Below are 15,256 nucleotides of genomic sequence, written 5' to 3'. Positions count from 1 at the left end.
AGCGTGAACACCATCGAACACTGGATCGGCGGCGCGCCCGCCCGCGCCGGCTCCACCCGCACCGCCCCCGTCTACGACCCGGCCACCGGGCAGCAGCAGGCCGAGGTGCTGCTCGCCGGACCGTCCGACGTGGACACCGCGGCCGCGGCCGCGGGCAAGGCCTTCGAGTCGTGGGGCAACTCCTCGCTCACCCAGCGCGTCCGGGTCATGTTCGCCTTCCGCGAGCTGCTCGTGCGCCACGAGGACGAGCTGGCGCGGATCATCTCCGCCGAGCACGGCAAGGTCATCGACGACGCGCGCGGTGAGATCGTCCGTGGCCGCGAGGTCGTGGAGTACGCGTGCGGCATCGCCGACGCGCTCAAGGGCGGGTTCTCCGACCAGGTCTCCCGCGACGTCGACGTGCACAGCTTCCGCCAGCCGCTCGGGGTGGTCGCCGGCATCACGCCGTTCAACTTCCCGATCATGGTGCCGCTGTGGATGCACCCGATCGCGATCGCCACCGGCAACACCTTCGTGCTCAAGCCCAGCGAGCGCGACCCGTCGGCGTCCAACTTCGTCGCCGAACTGTACGCGCGAGCCGGGCTGCCCGAGGGCGTGTTCAACGTGGTGCACGGCGACAAGGTCGCGGTGGACGCGATCCTCGATCACCCCGACGTCGCGGCGGTGTCGTTCGTCGGCTCCACCCCGATCGCCAAGTACGTGCACGAGCGGGCCACCGCCTCCGGCAAGCGCGTCCAGGCCCTCGGCGGGGCGAAGAACCACGCCGTCGTGCTGCCCGACGCCGACCTGGAGTTCGCCGCCAACCACCTCACCGCGGCCGCGTTCGGCTCCGCCGGCCAGCGGTGCATGGCGATCTCCGTCGGGGTCGCCGTCGGCGAGGCCGGCGACGAGCTGGTGGAGATCCTCGAACGCAAGGCGAACGAGGTCAAGGTCGGCCCGGGCTCGGACGCCGGCAACGACATGGGCCCGGTCGTCACCCAGGCCGCCCGCGAACGCGTCATCGGCGCCGTCACCAGCGGTGCCGAGCAGGGCGCCACCGTCGTCGTCGACGGCCGCGGCCTCATCGTGGACGGTCACGAGGACGGCTTCTTCGTCGGGCCGTCGCTGCTGGACCACGTCACCACCGAGATGGACGCCTACCGCGAGGAGATCTTCGGCCCGGTCCTGGCGATCGTGCGGGTGGACACCATCGACGAGGCCATCGCGTTGATCAACGCCAACCCCTACGGCAACGGCACCGCGATCTTCACCGGCAGCGGCGAGGCCGCCCGCCGGTTCCAGCGCGAGGTCAAGGTCGGCATGATCGGCGTCAACGTGCCCATCCCGGTCCCGATGTCCTACTACTCCTTCGGCGGCTGGAAGGACTCGCTCATCGGCGACAGTCCCATCCACGGCCCGGAAGGCGTCCGGTTCTACACCCGCGCCAAGGTCGTCACCAGCCGCTGGCCGCACACCGGCAAGTTCACCGCCGGGTTCGACTTCCCCACCTCCAGCTAGGAGCACCATGACCACCGCGACGACGCGCACCGTGATCGGCAACCTCTGCCTCGGCTCCGCCCCCGACTCGTGGGGCGTCTGGTTTCCCCAGGACGAGCAGCAGGTCCCGCACACCCGGTTCCTCGACGAACTCGTCCAGGCCGGCTACGCATGGCTGGAGCTGGGCCCGTTCGGCTACCTGCCCACCGACCCGCGGCAGCTGGCCGACGAGCTGGGGGAGCGCGGCCTGAAGGTCTCCGGCGGCACCACCTTCGGCGCCCTGCACCGCCCCGGCCAGTGGGACGACATGCTCGCCACCACCCGCCGGGTCGCCGAGCTGACCGCCGCCGCGGGCGCGCACCACCTCGTCTACATCCCGCCGATGTACCGCGACGAGAAGACCGGTGCCTACACCGAATCGCCCGAGCTGACCGCCGAGCAGTGGGCCTCCTTCGGCCGCCGCGCCGGCGAACTGGGCCGGATCCTGCTGGAGGAGTACGACGTGCGGCTCGTGCTGCACCCGCACGCCGACAGCCACATCCAGACCCAGCAGGAGATCGAGCGTTACCTCAACGAGAGCGACCCCCGCTACGCCAACCTGTGCCTGGACACCGGGCACGTCGCCTACGGCGGCGGCGACGCGGTCGACCTGATCCGCCGCTTCGGCGAGCGCATCGGCTACGTCCACATCAAGCAGATGGACCCGGCGGTGCTCGACCGGGTGCGGGCCGAGAACCTGTCCTTCGGTGAGGCGGTCAAGCTCGGCGTGTGCGTCGAACCGCCGGCCGGCGTGCCCAACCCGGCCGAGGTGATCGACGCGCTGTCCGGACTGGACGCCGAGATCTTCGTGATCGTCGAGCAGGACCTCTACCCGTGCGCCCCGGACGTGCCCCTGCCCATCGCCGTGCGCACCCGCGAGTACCTGAACTCGTGCGGCCTCTCCGGCACCCGCCGCCCGGGAGGGGAGCGCGCATGACCATCCACATCGGAGTGATCGGCACCGGCATGATCGGCCAGGACCACATCCGGCGCCTGACCGACGTGGTCACCGGTGCCGAGGTGGTCGCGGTGACCGACGTCGACGGCGCCCGCGCCGCCGAGGTCGCCTCCGGCATCGGCGCCCGCGCCCTGCCCACCGGCCAGGACGTCATCGCCGACCCGCTGGTCGACGCGGTCGTGGTGACCAGCTGGGGGCCCACGCACGCGGAGTACGTGCTGGCCGCGATCGCGGCCGGCAAGTACGTGTTCTGCGAGAAGCCGCTGGCCACCACCGCCGAGGACTGCCTGCGCGTCATCGAGGCCGAGCAGTCCTTCGGGCGGCGGCTGGTGCAGGTCGGGTTCATGCGCCGCTACGACGCCGGCTACCGCGCGATGAAGGAGGTCCTCGACTCCGGCGGCCTGGGCCACCCGCTGATGATGCACTGCGCGCACCGCAACCCCACCGTGCCCGAGGCCTACCACTCGGCGATGGCCGTGCAGGACACCGCGGTGCACGAGATCGACACGATCCGCTGGCTGCTGGGGGAGGAGATCGTCTCGGCGCAGGTGATCCGCCCGCGCCGCACCGCCAACCGGTTCGAGCACCTGGTGGACCCGCAGTTCATGCTGTTCGAGACCGCCAGCGGGGTGCGGGTCGACCTGGAGGTGTTCGTGAACTGCCAGTTCGGCTACGACATCCAGTGCGAGACCGTGTGCGAGTCCGGCACGGTGCGGCTGCCCGATCCGGCGGACGTGCTCGTCAAGACCGCCGCCGTGCAGCGCACCGGCGTGCTGCAGGACTGGAAGGACCGCTTCGGCGCCGCGTTCGACCGCGAGTTCGTGGAATGGATCGCCTCGATCGACGACGGCAGGCTCGCCGGCCCCAGCGCGTGGGACGGCTACGCCGCGGCGGTGGCCACCGACGCCGGCACCGAGGCGCTGGAAACCGGGCGGGTGGTGTCCGTGCGCCTCAAGGACCGCCCTGACCTCTACGGGAGCTGACGTGAAGATCGCACTCGACCCCTACATGCTGCGCGACCTGCCGATGCGCGAGATGGTCCGCACGGTCGCCGACATCGGCTACGAGTACCTCGAACTGTCCCCGCGCGCCGACTTCATGCCGTTCTTCCTGCACCCGCGCGCCGACGACGACAAGGTCGCCGAGCTGAAGCGCGTGCTGGCCGAGACCGGTGTGCGGCTGGCCAGCGTGCTGCCGCTGTACAAGTGGTCCAGCCCCGACGAGACCGAGCGGCAGGCCGCGGTCCGGTACTGGAAGCGGATGATCGAAGTGACCGCCGAGCTGGGCTGCCCGCTGATGAACTCCGAGTTCAACGGCCGCCCGGAGCAGGCCGCGGAGAGCGAGGCCGCGTTCTGGCGGTCGATGGAGGAGCTGCTGCCGGTCTTCGAACGCGAAGGCATCGCCCTCAACCTCGAGGCGCACCCGGACGACTTCTGCGAGCTGAACGACCCCGCGGTGGACCTGGTGCGCGCCATCAACGAGCCGTGGGTGAACTACCTGTACTGCGCCCCGCACACGTTCCACCTCTCCGACGGCGCGGGCGACATCGCCGCGATGATGCGCTACGCGGGCGACAAGCTGCAGCACGTGCACATCGCGGACACCTTCAACCACAAGGCGTCCTCCGGTCTGCGCTACATCCTCAACCCGCCGGGCACCCCGGCGCGCGTCCACCAGCACCTGGACATCGGCCAGGGTGAGGTGGACTGGGACGCCTTCTTCGGCACGCTGCGCGAACTCGGCTTCGACGGGGTCGCCACGGTGTGCGTCTTCGCCTGGGAGGAACGCGCCGTCGAATCCTCCGCTTTCATGCTCGAACGCGTTACCAAGGAACTGGCCGCCTAGAGGAAGACACCCCTCATGTCACACGTCAAAGACGACGCACCATCCGGGCAGACCCTCCCCGCGGACCAGCCGGGGCCGCACAAGCGGCGGCTGCGCCTGGTCACGGTGATCGCCACCTTCGGCGGTCTGCTGTTCGGGTACGACACGGGCGTGATCAACGGCGCCCTGCCCTACATGCAGGCCGACCTCGGGCTCACCCCGCTGACCGAGGGCCTGGTGACGAGCTCGCTGCTGCTGGGCGCGGCGCTCGGCGCGGTGCTGGGCGGGCGGTTGTCCGACCGCCGCGGCCGCCGCCGCACCATCCTGGCGCTGGCGGTGATCTTCCTCGTCGGCACCCTGGGCTGCACGTTCGCGCCGGACACCACGGTCATGGTGCTCTCGCGGTTCGTGCTCGGCCTGGCCGTCGGCGGCGCGTCGGTGACCGTGCCGACCTACCTCGCCGAGGTCTCGCCCGCCGAGCGGCGCGGCCGGCTGGTCACCCAGAACGAGCTGATGATCGTCACCGGTCAGCTGCTCGCGTTCACCTTCAACGCGATCATCGGCAACGCCTTCGGCGAGAGCGGCGGGGTGTGGCGGTGGATGCTGGTGCTGGCCACGCTGCCGGCGGTGGTGCTGTGGTTCGGGATGCTGGTCATGCCGGAGAGCCCGCGGTGGCTGGCCTCGCGGGAACGGTTCGGCGACGCGCTGGCGGTGCTCAAGGAGGTCCGGTCGGGGCGGCGCGCGGAGGCCGAGCTGGCCGAGGTGCGCCAGCTGGCGCTGGAGGACCGGCAGGCCAAGACCGGCGGCTGGTCGGACCTGGCGACCCCGTGGATCCGGCGGCTCGTGCTGACCGGGGTCGGCATCGCGATCGTCCAGCAGATCACCGGCGTCAACTCGATCATGTACTACGGCACGCAGATCCTCACCGACGCCGGGTTCTCCGCCAACGGCGCGCTGACCGCGAACATCGCCAACGGCGTGATCTCGGTGCTGGCCACCTTCGCCGGGATCTGGCTGCTGGGGCGGGTCGACCGCAGGCCGATGCTGATCGCCGGGCAGATCGGCACCACCTCCGCGCTGCTGCTGATCGGGCTGTTCTCGCTGCTGCTGCCGGAGGGGATCGGGCGCGCGTTCGTCGTGCTGTCCCTGACGGTGACGTTCCTGGCGTTCCAGCAGGGCTCGATCTCGCCGGTGACGTGGCTGATGCTGTCCGAGATCTTCCCGCTCAAGCTGCGCGGGTTCGGGTTCGGGCTGTGCGCGCTGGTGTTGTGGCTGACCAACTTCGCGGTCGGGCTGCTGTTCCCGCTGCTGGTGGAGGCCATCCACATCTCGGGCGCGTTCTTCCTGTTCGCCGCGCTCGGCGTCGGGGCGATCACGTTCGTGGCGAGGTTCGTGCCGGAAACCCGCGGCCGGTCGCTGGAGACGCTGGAGAAGGAACTGCGCACCCGCTACACGGGGACGGTGACGGTCTGATGGCGGTGCTGGTCGCGGTGAGCGATTCGGACGAGGGCACGCTGGCGCTGGACGCCGCGGTCGCCGAGGCCCGGCGGCGCGGGACCGGTCTGCTGGCCGCCAACCTGCGGCTGGCGCCGCTGGAGGTCTCGCACGTGCCCGCCGACGTGGCGACGACCGTGCTCGACCGGGAGCCGGACGTCGAGGTGGGGCAGCACGTGCTCGGCCTGCTGGAGCGCCACCGCGACGAGGTGGAGCTGCTGGTGATCGGCATGAAGCGGCGCAGCCCGGTGGGCAAGCTCGTGCTGGGCAGCCTCGCCCAGTTCCTGCTGCTCAACGCGGACGTGCCGGTCCTGGCGGTGAAGGTGCCCGCGTGAGGGAGCACCGGCCGGGGCGGGTGTGCCCCGGCCGGTGCGGCCGTCAGGCCATTTCGGGGACGCGCAGGTGCGCCAGGGCCAGTTCGAACTCGGCCACCTCCAGGATCTCCACGCCGGCTTCCTCGGCGCCGCGCGAGCGCAGGGCGTCGGCCCGGTTGCGGGTGCTCGCCATGTTCTCGTGGCTGTCGTAGGTCACCGAGGACACGGCGATGCCGGCCTCGCGGTCGATCATCAGGCTGGCGCTGCAGAACCCGTCGAGGCGCTCCAGCTCGGGCAGCAGGCCGATGCGGTAGGTGTCGATGGCGCGCTCGAGCTCGTCGAACCGGGTCCAGGTGACGCGGCAGCAGGCGCCCTCGGGTGCGGGGCGGGTGCGGTGCAGCACCGTGATCTCCCACTCGTCGACCTGGGCGCGGTTGCCGCCCATCACCTCCGCGGCGTGGTCGCGCAGCGGGCGCACCCGGTCCGCGCTGTCGCGCATCGCCTCCCGCGACTCCCACGAGCTGGTGGCGATACAGCGCCCGGAGTCCCGGTCGACGAGCATCGACAGGCCGACACAACCGGGCATGGCCATCAGCTCCGGCATGACCTCGTCGCGCAGGTGGGCGATGCCCGCGTCGATGGTGTCCTGGTGAGCTTGCACTGTGGTGGAACGCGCGAACACGCCTCCCACCCCCTCTCCGATCGAGGCGGCGTCCCGGCGGCGCCGCCGGTAGCCCTCCACCTTGCGCCGCTGTCCGGGCGGGCGCAACCGTGGCTGCGGAGCCTCCCGGTGAGTGATCCTGCTGTGGCGCGGGAACCTTTCGCCGCGCGACGGGCGATCTGGTCCTCCCGTTCAGGGCTGGTGGATCGGACTCGCCGGTCCCGCATCGCCTGCCGGGTCGAGGGATGCGAATGGGCCTTGTCCGTGACGACCATCTCGGGCCGGCACCGCGGACGGCCCGGCCCGGTCCGAGCCACCTGGATGCCATCCGGCAGCGGCAGCCTCAATCGGTGACCGGGCACTCCCTAGTCCACGATGTACCACTGGCCGTCGAGGTACTGCAGGGTGTAGTCGCCGAGGTCGTTCTCCGTGAAGGGCGTGTCCGCGCGCACCGCGGTGGCCGGGACCTCGATCCGGCCGGTGGTTTCGGTGACGGCCGCCCGGTCGACCGTCGCGGTGCGCAGGGCTCGCTTCTGCGCCGGCGAGATCATCTCGAAGGTGATCCGGAAGGTCTGCTCGCACGGCCCGAAGCCCTGGTCCTCGGCCTTCTTCGCGGCCGGGGCGGCGATCTCGCAGACCACCGCGATGTCCTCCCGGCCCAGCGCGTGCAGGAACTCCTCGAAGCGCCGGATGCCGTCGGGTGCGGCCGGGGCGGGTGGCGAGGGCGGTCGGTCCTGCTTGCGGTACAGCGTGGCCGACCCCGTCACGCCACCGCCGGTGTAGGTCATCTTCAGCGACTCGCCGTCCCGGTGGAGCGTCACCGTGCCCTCGGTGACGCAGTTGCCGGCCTCCTTCTCGAGGATCCGTTCGCGCAGCTCGAGCCACTGCCCGGTCGCGTCGGTCAGCTGGAGGACCCCGCTGCAGGCCAGGTGCGGATCGGGGTCCGTCCAGGTCGTGCGGTATTCGACCGCGTTCGACTCGCCGTCCAGGACCACCCGCATGTGGTACGGGCGCGTCGCCGGGGACTGCTCGACCGGGTCGCGGGTTTCCCAGGTCCCCGCGAACCCGTCCGGCAGCCGGGCGGGGACCGCGCAGCGGCGGTCGGTGAACACGTCGGCCAGCTGCCGTCCCGGGTAGGGGCCGGCCGGCCCGGAGAACCCGGGCACGAGCGACTGGGCGCCCCACGCGCCGCGGTAGCCGTACCACGGCTCGGCATCCAGCGCGCGGGGCTGCGTGTTCCACAGATCGCCCTGCGACGTCCAGTCGAAGGTGGCGCCGGAGACGTGCCAGCCCTTCGACGGGTACGACGCGTGCGATCCCCTGGCCGAGTACACGACCGGGTGGCCGTCCTCGTGGTCCAGCTCCGCCCAGGGCACCGAGCACGGGTCGGCGCCGTGGCCGAAGAAGGTCACCGCGACCGGCTCGCCGTGCCGCAACTGGACGGCCACGCGTTCCCAGTCGCCCTCGTGCGTGTTGCCGGCCGGGGTGCCCGCGGGCCGGAGTTCGTTGCGGCCGTAGAAGAACCAGTACACGAAGGCGGAGCGCGTGTCGTCGGCGCGGTGGTGTTCCCAGTACATCGGCGGGGGAGCGTCGTCGGGCTGGATGCCGTCCGGCGCGTCGAGGTAGAACCCGCCGTCGGCGTCCGGCGAAACCTCCGCGCCCGAGTGGCGGACGCAGGGGAAGACCGGCTTGGCCGGGGACGGGACACCGGGATCGGCGTCCTTGCGGTGCCGGTAGTCGCTCGTCCGGAGCTTGCCGGGGTCGACCGGATCGGCCACCGGTTCGGGGTCCACGCAGTCGTCGTGCTCGTACCGCAGCACCGACTGGCGGATGAACGCGGTCGCCGACATCGGGGTGAACCGCTCGTCCTCGGCGAGCCACACCCGCGGCGCGAACCGCGGCGCCGATGTCTCGTCCGTGCCGGCCGGGGTCGGGGCGGACGACTCCTTCGGACCCGGTTCGTCGTCCTGGCACGCCGTCAGCAGCGTCACGGCCAGCAGCGCCGCCCCCAGCATCGCACGCATCCGCCGCCCCCTCCGGTCACGCCGTTGCCGAGGACTGTACGCACCGGACGCAGCGGCCGTGCGTGTTTTCCGCCTATGTCCACTGCGGACGGTGCCCGGCTCAGGTCGCCGGGCGCTCCTTCCTCCGGCGGAGCGTGCGCTCGAGGATCCCGAGGGTGGCCTTGAGCGCGGCCGCGGAGACGACCGGGAAGGTGACGCGCCGCCGCCACTCCTCGCCGACCTGCGACCAGTCGTAGTACGACGTGACGAGGGTGCCGCCCTCGGCCGGCTCCAGCCGGTAGCCGTAGACGTGGCGCGCGTGCGGCGGCTGCGGCCCCTCGACGGTCCAGGCGATCTCCTCGTCCGGGACGAACGCGGTGATGACGACCTCGACGTCGTACTTGCCCAGCGGGACGTCCCCGAGCGCGTCCCGGTCCATGTGGACCACGAACCGGTCGCCGGCCCGCCGGACCGGTTCGCCTTCGGCGTCCATGAGCATTCCCGACGCGTCGATGTCCACGTGGCCCTTCGGGTCGGTCAGGACCGCGAAGACGGCGCCGGCGGGGGCGGGAACGAGCCGGGACACCTCGATCCGCTCGGTGGTGCCGCCCGGCGGCGGTGTTTCCGCCGTGGCGACCAGGACCGCGCGGCCGAGGACGTGCGAGGACATCACGAAGCCGAGCAGGGCCGGGGTGGCGTCGGCCGGGACGCCGACGGACTCCACGTCGAGGGCGTGCACCACGACGAAGTAGCGGTGCGGTCCGTGCCCGGCGGGCGGGGCCGCGCCGAGGAAGCGGGCCACCCGGGCGTCGTTGGGCAGCTGGAACGCGCCCGCGGGCAAGCCCTGACCGGTGTCGTCCCCGGCCCCCTCGGGCAGCTCGGTCACCGCCGCCGGGATGTCGGCGACCGCCCAGTGCCAGAACCCGGACCCGGTGGGGGCGTCGGGGTCGTAGACGGTGACGGCGTAGCTCTTGGTGCCTTCGGGGGCGCCGCTCCAGGACAGCTGCGGGGAGATGTCCTGGCCGCCGGGGAGGTCGGCGGAGAGCTGCGCGGGTGGCCAGGCGGCGCCGTCGGCGACGGTGGTGCTGGTGACGGTGAAGGAGGCTGCCCCGGGCAGGCGGGCGAAGGGGTCGTTGGTGATCGCATCGGTTGCCATGTGATCGATGATAGCGCAAATAATCGATTATTAGCTCGGTCATCTATAGTCGGTCCATGAGCGCGGGGAAGCAGATGCTGTCCGAGCAGGTGTACGTCCGCCTGCGGGAGGCGATCATGCGTGGCGACTACACCCCCGGGGCGGCCCTCAAACCGCACGAGCTGGCCGCCGAGCAGGGCGTGAGCCTGGCCGTCGTGCGCGAGGCGCTCGTGCGGGTCGTCGGCGACGGTCTCGCCGACCGGCTGCCCAACCGGGGTTTCGCCGTCCCGGCCTTCTCCGACCGGCGGTGGCAGGAGATCGCCGAGGCCCGCCGGACCGTCGAACCGGTCGTGCTGCGCCTGTCCATCGAGCGCGGCGACGTCGACTGGGAAGCCCGCGTGCGTGCCGCTCACCACCGTCTCGCCCGCACCCCGGCGTACCTGCCGGGCGACGGCGAGTACTACAGCGAGGAATGGTCCGAAGCCCACCGGGTCTTCCACCGGACCCTGCTGGAGGGATGCGGCAATCCCGTGCTGCTGGAGACGTTCGACCGGATGTGGACCGCGAGCGAACTGGCCCGGCGGTGGGCGGCGAGGCGCACCCCCGGCCGCGACGGCGGCGACGAACACCGCCGGCTGGAGGAGACCGCGCTCGCCCGTGACGCGGACGCCGCGGCCGAGGCGCTGGTGCAGCACCTCACCCTGACCGCGGCCGCGCTCCACGACTCGGCCAGGGGAGGCTGAGGAACCCCTCCCTCGCGGGCGCGGCGGGCGTTACTTCAAGCCCGCGCTCAGCGCCAGCGCCGCCGCCTCGCCGCGGGAGCTCACCTCCAGCTTCTGCAGCACCCCGGTGACGTGGAACTTCACCGTGCTCTCGGTGACGCCCAGCTCCGCCGCGATCGCCTTGTTGCGTTTGCCCTGCGCGAGCAGCGTCAGCACCTCCCGCTCGCGGCGGTTGAGGTTCGTCAGCCGCGTCTCGCCCGAGGACTCGGCCGGCGGGGCGAGCGGCAGCGAGATCGTGACGCGGCTTCCCCAGCCCGGGGCGGCGTCGATGTCCACCGTGGCGCCCAGCGTGCGCGCCCGGCCCTGCAGGCCGCGGCGCAGCCCCTCGGCGTCCAGCTCCCCGGACCCCTGGTCCCGCACGTCGACCACCAGCCCCGAACCGTCGCCGGACCAGGCGATCCGCAGCCGCGCCAGCCCGGGCTGGGCGGTGAACGCCAGCACCGCGGTCCGCGTCATCGCCCGGGCGGCGTAGGCGATCTCGCCCGGCAGCGACCCGCCGGCCGGGGCGACGAACTCGATCGGCGCCTCGTGGTGGCGCAGCATCCGCCGGATGTCCTCCCGCAGCCGGGCGAACGCCTCCGGCGCCGGCTCCTCGGACAGCGCCTGCTCCGACTTCTGCGCCGACCGCAACGCCAGCAGCGCCGCCGACGCCGAGTCCGCCGCCGCCAGCCGGGCACGGCCGTCGTCCAGCGCGCTGGACCGCAGCGTGGTCAGGATCGTCACCAGCGCCGCCTCGTGCGCGGCCGCCAGCTCGGCGATCGTCCGCTCCCGCTCGCTGGAGGCCGCGCGCGACTCGGCCAGGTAGTCCGGGCTGGCCTGGGCGACCTGCTGGCTGATCGACGTCACCACCAGGCCGAAGATCGCGGCCAGCAGCTCCGGCTCGGGCAGCCGCCGCCGCGCCGCGCGGGGGACCAGCACCAGCAGCGTGCCGGCCGGATCGCGCACCACCCACACCGTCCGCGCCGCGCCCGCGATCGACGCGGTCGTGCTCACCGGACGGCCGGGCTCGACCGCCGCCTTCAGCGCCTCCAGCTCGCCGATGGTGACCTTGTTGATCATCTCCGTCGCACCGGCCACCTTCCGCGGCCGCCCGGTGCACTCCCGGGTGAAGATGACCAGCGCGGTGTGCGGCCACCGCTCGGACAGCAACCGCGACAGGCGCCGGGCGATCTCGTGCAACGGCCCGTCCACGACCTCCCGCAGCGCCACCAGACCCGACACGGCATCCATCCGGCCACTCTAGCCGGAGGTCGAGGTTTTACTGGTCCGACGGCCAGGTCGCGCCGGCGCTCATCGGGGTTACCGTCGCCAACGGTATGCGTCACCGCGCATGCTTCTCCACCGAAAGGAACAGCCGATGCCACAGACGGTCCGCGGCGTGATCGCCCGCTCGAAGGGAGCTCCGGTCGAGCTCACCGACATCGTGATCCCCGATCCCGGCCCCGGTGAGGTCGTGGTCGCGATCGCCGCGTGCGGGGTGTGCCACACCGACCTGACCTACCGCGAGGGCGGCATCAACGACGAGTTCCCGTTCCTGCTCGGCCACGAGGCCGCCGGCACCGTCGAAAGCGTCGGCGAGGGCGTCGACTCCGTCCAGCCGGGCGACTACGTCGTCCTCAACTGGCGCGCCGTGTGCGGCCAGTGCCGCGCCTGCAAGCGCGGCCGCCCGCAGTACTGCTTCAGCACCTTCAACGCCACCCAGAAGATGACGCTGACCGACGGCACCGAGCTGACCCCGGCGCTGGGCATCGGCGCGTTCGCGGACAAGACGCTCGTGCACGCGGGGCAGTGCACCAAGGTCGACCCCGCCGCCGACCCCGCGGTCGCCGGGCTGCTCGGCTGCGGCGTCATGGCCGGCCTGGGCGCGGCGGTCAACACCGGCGCGGTGAGCCGCGGCGACTCCGTCGCGGTCATCGGCTGCGGCGGCGTCGGCGACGCCGCCATCGCCGGGGCCCGCCTGGCCGGGGCCAGCAAGATCATCGCGGTGGACCGGGACGCGAAGAAGCTCGACTGGGCGGTCGAACTGGGCGCCACGCACACGGTCAACGCCACCGACGCCGACGTCGTCGAGGCGGTCCAGGCCCTGACCGGCGGGTTCGGCGCCGACGTCGTCATCGACGCGGTGGGCCGCCCGGAAACCTGGAAGCAGGCCTTCTACGCGCGCGACCTCGCGGGCACGGTGGTGCTGGTCGGCGTGCCGACCCCGGACATGCGGCTGGAGATGCCGCTGCTCGACTTCTTCTCCCGCGGCGGCGCGCTGAAGTCGTCCTGGTACGGCGACTGCCTGCCCGAGCGCGACTTCCCGGTGCTGATCGACCTGTACCTGCAGGGCAGGCTGCCGCTGGACAGGTTCGTCACCGAGCGCATCGCGCTGGACGACGTCGAGAAGGCCTTCCACACGATGCACGCCGGTGAAGTGCTGCGCTCGGTGGTGGTCTGGTGAGCTTCCGCATCGACCGGGTCGTCACCTCCGGCGTCTTCGAACTCGACGGCGGCAGCTGGGAGGTCGACAACAACGTCTGGCTGATCGGCGACGACCACGAGGTGGTGGTGGTCGACGCCGCCCACGACGACAAGCCGATCGTGGAGGCCGTGGCCGGGCGCAAGGTGGTCGCGGTGATCTGCACCCACGGCCACAACGACCACGTCACCTTCGCCCCGCAGCTGGGCGAGCAGCTGTACGCGCCGGTGATCCTGCACCCGGCCGACCAGCAGCTGTGGGACATGACCCACGCCGGGCAGGCGTTCTGGAAGGCCGACGACGGTCAGCGCGTCGCCGTCGCCGGCACCGAGATCGAGCTGCTCCACACGCCGGGCCACTCGCCCGGTTCGGTGTGCCTGCACCTGCCCGAGGCGAAGGCGCTGTTCACCGGCGACACCCTGTTCGCCGGCGGGCCGGGCGCCACGGGCCGCTCGTTCTCCGACTTCCCGACGATCATCGGCTCGATCCGGGAGCGGCTGTTCAGCCTGCCCGAGGACACCCGCGTGCACACCGGCCACGGCGACGGCACCACCATCGGCGCCGAAGCCCCGCACCTGGCGGAGTGGATCGCCCGCGGCTACTGAGCCACGGGCTCCGCCGGGGTGGGCCTGCGGACGAACAACGCGGTCACCAGGGCGAGCACCCCGACGACACCGGCCACCAGGAACGCCGTGCGCAGGCCGGTGGCGTCGGGCGTGCCGGCCGGGTCGGCGCTGCCGAGCGTGGCCACGCTGACGAACACCGCGGTGCCGAACGCGCCCGCGACCTGCTGCACGGTCGCCAGGATCGCGCTGCCGTGCGAGTACAGGTGGTCCGGCAGCACACCCAGCGCCTCGGTCATCAGCGGGGTCATCATGAAGCCGAGGCCCGCCATCAGCAGCACGTGGATGACGATCACCGCGGCCAGCGGCGACCCCGGCCCGAGCAGCACGAACAGCCACATCGACACCGCCAGCGCCGCCGCGCCGGGGATCACCAGCGGCCGGGCGCCGAACCGGTCGAACAGCGCCCCGACCGGGCGGCCGAGCAGGCCGAGCGTCAGGCCGCCGGGCAGCACCGCCAGCCCGCTGACGAACGTGCTGGTGTGCAGCACGGTCTGCAGGTACAGCGGCAGCATGATCGAGGCGACCCCGAGCAGGCACACGAACAGCAGCGCGGCCAGCACCAGCGCCACGACGAAGCTGCGGTGGGTGAACGGCCGCAGGTCCAGCAGCGCCCGGTCCGCGCGCTGCAGCCGGGTCTGCCGCCAGGTGAACACGGCGAGCAGGGCGAGCCCGACGGCGATCGTGAGCCACGGCGGCACCGGGGCGTGCCCGCCGCCCTCGCCGATGCCGGCCAGGCCGTAGAGCACGCCGCCGAACCCGAGGGCGGACAGCAGCACCGACGGGATGTCCAGCGGCACCTTGCGGGTGGCGCTGTCCAGGCGGAACCAGCCCGCGCCGATCGCCAGTGCGGCCAGCGCCAGCGGCAGCACGATCCAGAACATCCAGCGCCAGCCCAGCGACGCCAGCACCGCGCCGCCGATGGTGGGCCCGATGGCCGGGGCCACGGCGATCACGATGGTGATCGTGCCCATGGTCGCGCCGCGCTTGTGCGGCGGCACCAGGCGCATCACCGACGTCATCAGCAGCGGCAGCATCACGGCGGTGCCGCACGCCTGCACCACGCGCCCGGCCAGCAGCATGCCGAAGCCCGGCGCCAGGCCGCTGATCGCGGTGCCCACGCTGAACAGGGTCAGCGACGCGAGGAACACCTGGCGCGGGGTGAACCGTTCGAGCAGGAACCCGGTGGTCGGGATGACCACCGCCATGGTCAGCAGGAACCCGCTGGTCAGCCACTGCACCGTGGTGGTGGAGACGGCGAGGTCGGCGGTGAGGTCACGCAGCGCGACGCTGAGGATCGTCTCGTTCAGGATCATCACGAACGCGGAGACGACCAGGACACCGATGAGCAGCCCGGACCGCGGCGGCGCCTCGTGGACGGCGTCGGTCGGAGTGGTCGCGGGGGCGGCCATGGATGCACCTCACAGGAACGAGTGGTCGGGGTCGCGGCGTCGGCGCCGCCGGAACGGCCGCACCCCATCCCCCA

General features: G+C 72.3%; 14 protein-coding genes. 9 read left to right on the top strand and 5 right to left on the bottom strand.

Annotated elements, in window-relative coordinates; all coding sequences use genetic code 11:
• Positions 1–3 precede the first annotated feature (3 nt).
• Genes L1857_RS20870 through L1857_RS20845 form a run of 6 tightly spaced genes read left to right on the top strand, consistent with a single transcriptional unit; the run spans position 4 to position 6,126 of the window.
• A complete protein-coding gene (locus L1857_RS20870) occupies positions 4–1,497 on the top strand; it encodes a CoA-acylating methylmalonate-semialdehyde dehydrogenase (RefSeq protein ID WP_116114241.1) in 1,494 nt (497 codons plus the stop codon).
• A 7-nt stretch (positions 1,498–1,504) separates the two neighbouring features.
• On the top strand, positions 1,505–2,452 hold the full coding sequence (locus L1857_RS20865; RefSeq protein WP_094002819.1) for a TIM barrel protein: 948 nt from the start codon (positions 1,505–1,507) through the stop codon (positions 2,450–2,452).
• Positions 2,449–3,456 (top strand): Gfo/Idh/MocA family protein, encoded by a 1,008-nt coding sequence (locus tag L1857_RS20860; protein WP_249465945.1) that lies wholly within the window; start codon positions 2,449–2,451, stop codon positions 3,454–3,456. The genes L1857_RS20865 and L1857_RS20860 overlap by 4 nt, the downstream gene beginning before the upstream one ends.
• 1 nt (position 3,457) lies before the next feature.
• Positions 3,458–4,318, top strand: a complete 861-nt coding sequence (locus tag L1857_RS20855) for a sugar phosphate isomerase/epimerase family protein (protein WP_094002821.1) — start codon at positions 3,458–3,460, stop codon at positions 4,316–4,318.
• Positions 4,319–4,333: 15 nt separating this feature from the next.
• On the top strand, positions 4,334–5,770 hold the full coding sequence (locus tag L1857_RS20850) for a sugar porter family MFS transporter (RefSeq protein ID WP_249465935.1): 1,437 nt from the start codon (positions 4,334–4,336) through the stop codon (positions 5,768–5,770).
• Positions 5,770–6,126, top strand: a complete 357-nt coding sequence (locus L1857_RS20845) for a universal stress protein (protein ID WP_094002823.1) — start codon at positions 5,770–5,772, stop codon at positions 6,124–6,126. Before L1857_RS20850 ends, L1857_RS20845 begins: the two co-directional genes overlap by 1 nt.
• A 43-nt stretch (positions 6,127–6,169) precedes the next feature.
• Here the strand turns inward: L1857_RS20845 and L1857_RS20840 are convergent, their stop codons facing one another.
• The 3 genes from L1857_RS20840 to L1857_RS20825 form a co-directional block, all read right to left on the bottom strand.
• Positions 6,170–6,787: an antibiotic biosynthesis monooxygenase gene (locus tag L1857_RS20840; protein WP_198958082.1), complete on the bottom strand. Its 618-nt coding sequence runs from the start codon at positions 6,785–6,787 to the stop codon at positions 6,170–6,172.
• Positions 6,788–7,131: 344 nt separating this feature from the next.
• Positions 7,132–8,790, bottom strand: a complete 1,659-nt coding sequence (locus L1857_RS20830; RefSeq protein ID WP_143266124.1) for a hypothetical protein — start codon at positions 8,788–8,790, stop codon at positions 7,132–7,134.
• 100 nt (positions 8,791–8,890) lie between these two features.
• Positions 8,891–9,925, bottom strand: coding sequence for a YbhB/YbcL family Raf kinase inhibitor-like protein (locus tag L1857_RS20825; RefSeq protein WP_094002826.1), 1,035 nt, complete (start codon positions 9,923–9,925; stop codon positions 8,891–8,893).
• A 74-nt stretch (positions 9,926–9,999) separates the two neighbouring features.
• On the opposite strand from L1857_RS20825, the gene L1857_RS20820 reads away from it, so the two are divergent.
• Positions 10,000–10,647: a GntR family transcriptional regulator gene (locus L1857_RS20820; RefSeq protein WP_162830479.1), complete on the top strand. Its 648-nt coding sequence runs from the start codon at positions 10,000–10,002 to the stop codon at positions 10,645–10,647.
• Between the two features lie 30 nt (positions 10,648–10,677).
• Here the strand turns inward: L1857_RS20820 and L1857_RS20815 are convergent, their stop codons facing one another.
• A complete protein-coding gene (locus L1857_RS20815; RefSeq protein WP_094002865.1) occupies positions 10,678–11,916 on the bottom strand; it encodes a helix-turn-helix transcriptional regulator in 1,239 nt (412 codons plus the stop codon).
• A 127-nt stretch (positions 11,917–12,043) separates the two neighbouring features.
• Here L1857_RS20815 and L1857_RS20810 point away from each other — a divergent pair, with 127 nt between their 5' ends.
• Both L1857_RS20810 and L1857_RS20805 read left to right on the top strand, forming a co-directional pair.
• Positions 12,044–13,129 carry an S-(hydroxymethyl)mycothiol dehydrogenase gene (locus L1857_RS20810; RefSeq protein ID WP_094002866.1) on the top strand — a complete coding sequence of 362 codons (1,086 nt, stop codon included), beginning with the start codon at positions 12,044–12,046 and terminating at the stop codon, positions 13,127–13,129.
• A complete protein-coding gene (locus L1857_RS20805; RefSeq protein ID WP_094002867.1) occupies positions 13,126–13,752 on the top strand; it encodes an MBL fold metallo-hydrolase in 627 nt (208 codons plus the stop codon). The genes L1857_RS20810 and L1857_RS20805 overlap by 4 nt, the downstream gene beginning before the upstream one ends.
• On the opposite strand, the gene L1857_RS20800 is transcribed toward L1857_RS20805, so the two are convergent.
• Positions 13,746–15,182, bottom strand: a complete 1,437-nt coding sequence (locus L1857_RS20800) for a DHA2 family efflux MFS transporter permease subunit (RefSeq protein WP_249465932.1) — start codon at positions 15,180–15,182, stop codon at positions 13,746–13,748. The two genes, L1857_RS20805 and L1857_RS20800, sit on opposite strands and share 7 nt — an antisense overlap.
• Between the last annotated feature and the right edge of the window lie 74 nt (positions 15,183–15,256).

The organism is Amycolatopsis thermalba, assembly GCF_023376025.1.
GTDB classification, from domain to species: domain Bacteria; phylum Actinomycetota; class Actinomycetes; order Mycobacteriales; family Pseudonocardiaceae; genus Amycolatopsis_E; species Amycolatopsis_E thermalba.
The sequence above is the reverse complement of the archived record's forward strand: the minus strand, read 5'-3'. Positions and strand labels throughout refer to the sequence as shown.